The 2,690-nt window shown below is 61.5% G+C and carries 4 protein-coding genes; 2 read left to right on the top strand and 2 right to left on the bottom strand.

The window, feature by feature from the left end; all coding sequences use genetic code 11:
• Positions 1–194: 194 nt before the first annotated feature.
• Positions 195–848, bottom strand: a complete 654-nt coding sequence (locus tag EN939_RS28850; protein ID WP_127271109.1) for a hypothetical protein — start codon at positions 846–848, stop codon at positions 195–197.
• Positions 845–1,144, bottom strand: a complete 300-nt coding sequence (locus tag EN939_RS28845; protein ID WP_024503583.1) for a DUF3572 domain-containing protein — start codon at positions 1,142–1,144, stop codon at positions 845–847. The genes EN939_RS28850 and EN939_RS28845 overlap by 4 nt, the downstream gene beginning before the upstream one ends.
• Positions 1,145–1,390: 246 nt before the next feature.
• Between EN939_RS28845 and EN939_RS28840 the strand changes: the two genes are divergently transcribed.
• Positions 1,391–1,762, top strand: a complete 372-nt coding sequence (locus EN939_RS28840; protein ID WP_127271107.1) for a response regulator — start codon at positions 1,391–1,393, stop codon at positions 1,760–1,762.
• Between the two features lie 33 nt (positions 1,763–1,795).
• The coding region (locus EN939_RS28835; RefSeq protein ID WP_127271105.1) for a response regulator at positions 1,796–2,690 on the top strand (895 nt) is incomplete at its 3' end.

Raw genomic sequence — 2,690 nt, 5'->3', positions numbered from 1 at the left:
TGGCAAGACGCTGCCCGACGGCCGGCTGGAATGGATCGTCAATGCCAAGGCCGATGGCTCGGTCACCGTCAATGGCGTCATGCTGAAGCCCGCCGATCCGGCCGTGGACGACAGCCTGGATGATGGTGACGGCGCCGATGACAGCGGAGACGACAGCGGCGGCGCAGGTGCGAACTGAACCCTGAAGCTGGAGTTCAGAGCCCCAGCGCGCTTGCGATCTTGGGCGCTGCCTCGTGCCAGTCCTGGACGACGACCACATCGTCCGTCACCGGCGGCAGGAATGCGCGCAGCGAATTGTCGGCCATCAGGTGGAACAGTTCGGCGTCGGCGACCGATTCCCGTACCGACGCCAGATTGTGCGGCTGATCGTCGACGAAGACCACCGGTCGGCCGGCCTTGCCGCGAAGCTTGGCCACTGCCGGCCCTTTGGCCATTTCAGTGGTCAGAAGCGGGTAGCTCAGCCCAAGCGCGTCGAGATGGACGCGACGCACGGCACGGTGTTTGTGCGGCATGGCCGTCAGCAAGATGATTTCCGCGCGATCGCCAAGCCCTGCCAGGGCTTCTGACGCGCCGTCAGTAATGTTTTGCCAATCGGCTTGCGCGTCAAAGAAATCGGCCAGCAGTGCCGTGACTTCGGGCTGTTCGATCAGGCGGCCGCTGGCGGTCTCTGCGATGTTGCCGGTCAGCCGGAACGAGGCCAGCGTCAGGCCATAGCCGCGCGCCTTGAGGAAATTCGGAAACGGTCGGATGAATTCGAGCACGACATCGTCGACATCGAGGACAAGCAAGGGTCGGTCGTCGGCTGCCAGTTCTTCGATCTGGCGCGCGGTTTCCGGATCATCGCTCATATGGAATGCTCGTGGTTGTCGTCGCCCAGCGGCAGCGACCGCAAGGCTTTGCCGACAGCCGCCGGCGGGGTGCCGGTTTCCTCGGCAAAGCGCATCAGAGTCGGCTCGTGGGCGAGGATGAACTGCAGGACACCGGCCAGAAAACCCGGCTCGCTGGCGGCTTTGCGGATCGAATGGACCTCTATGCCGGTGATTGCCAGAAAGCGCGGCAGAAGCTCCGGATCGGAGGCGACGAAGCCCAGGGCCTTCACGGCAATCGATTCCGCTTCTTCGCGCATTGACGCTGCGTTTGCCATCACTACCTTCGGTGTGTGGAATGAGTCTCTCCCGCAGTAATGGCAAGAGTTGCTTGCGGCAAGCCATTAGAGCGTGGCGCGCCCTTTGGACGCGCAGGGGACGAGGTGGAATTCGCGCTGTTTTCCAGCCGCGGATTTCCGTTTCGTCAATCATATTGCCGTAAAGTGAAGCAGGGTTTGATGCGTTCAGACATGGGCGCATGACGGTTGCCTTCGAAGCGGAAGGGCAGCCGGGACGGGAAATCGATGCCGAAGAAGGTTATGATCGTCGAAGACAATGAGCTCAATATGAAGCTCTTTCGGGACCTCATCGAGGCAAGCGGTTACGAGACCGTGCGCACCCGAAACGGTCTGGAAGCGCTCGATTTGGCGCGCCAGCACAAGCCGGATCTGATCCTGATGGATATCCAATTGCCTGAAGTGTCGGGGCTTGAAGTGACCAAATGGCTGAAGGAAGACGACGAACTGCACGTCATCCCGGTCATTGCGGTGACCGCCTTCGCCATGAAGGGCGACGAGGAACGTATCCGCCAGGGCGGCTGCGAGGCTTATATTTCTAAGCCGATCTCGGTGCCGCGTTTCATCGAAACCATCAAATCCTATCTGGGCGATGCGTGATGTGCCCCTTCAGCCGAGCCGGAGCCTTGTGAAATGACTGCTCGGATCCTCGTCGTCGACGATATCCCTGCCAATGTGCGGCTGCTGGAAGTGCGGCTGCTGGCCGAATATTTCGAAGTGCTGACCGCCACCAACGGGCCGGATGCGATAGAGACCTGCGAGAACGGCAAGGTCGATGTCGTGCTGCTCGACGTGATGATGCCTGATATGGACGGCTTCGAGGTCTGTCGGCGGCTGAAGAGCGATCCGGCGACATCGCACATTCCGGTGGTGATGATCACCGCGCTCGATCAGGTCTCCGACCGCGTCCGCGGGCTCGAGGCCGGTGCCGACGACTTCCTGACCAAGCCGGTCAACGACCTGCAGCTTATGACGCGCGTCAAGAGCCTGGTTCGCCTGAAGTCGCTGACCGACGAGTTGCGGCTGCGCGCCTCGACGACGCGCAACATCGGCATCGAGGAGTTGCTCAGCCGCAATTTCGCATCCGAGGACACGACGCCTAAAGTGCTTTTGATCGACGAGCGCAAATCATCCGTTGAGCGCATCCAGAAGATGCTGCGCGACCGGGCCGACCTCGACGTCACACATGATCCGCATGCCGGTTTCTTCCAGGCCGCCGAGACGTCCTATGAATGCGTGATGATCTCGACCGCGTTCGCCGATTTCGATCCGCTGAGGCTCTGTTCGCAGTTGCGCTCGCTCGATCGCACCCGTTTCGTGCCGATCATCCTGCTGGCGGAGGAGGGCGAGGAGGAACGCATCATCCGCGGCCTCGAACTCGGCATCAATGATTATCTGATGCGGCCGATCGACCAGCAGGAGTTGACGGCGCGGCTGCGCACCCAGGTGCGCCGCAAGCGTTACAACGACCAGCTGCGCGCCAGCGTCACCCAGACCATCGAAATGGCGGTGACCGATGGACTGACCG

The organism is Mesorhizobium sp. M7A.F.Ca.CA.002.05.1.1, from assembly GCF_003998335.1.
Lineage (GTDB): Bacteria > Pseudomonadota > Alphaproteobacteria > Rhizobiales > Rhizobiaceae > Mesorhizobium.
Note: the sequence above shows the minus strand (reverse complement) of the source record. Positions and strands in the feature narration are given on the sequence as shown.

Excerpts from the sequence above, each read along its gene's own strand:
- EN939_RS28850 (WP_127271109.1), bottom strand. The coding sequence starts at position 848 with ATGAGCGATGATCCGGAAACCGCGCGCCAGATCGAAGAACTGGCAGCC.
- EN939_RS28840 (WP_127271107.1), top strand. The coding sequence starts at position 1,391 with ATGCCGAAGAAGGTTATGATCGTCGAAGACAATGAGCTCAATATGAAG.
- EN939_RS28845 (WP_024503583.1), bottom strand. The coding sequence starts at position 1,144 with ATGGCAAACGCAGCGTCAATGCGCGAAGAAGCGGAATCGATTGCCGTG.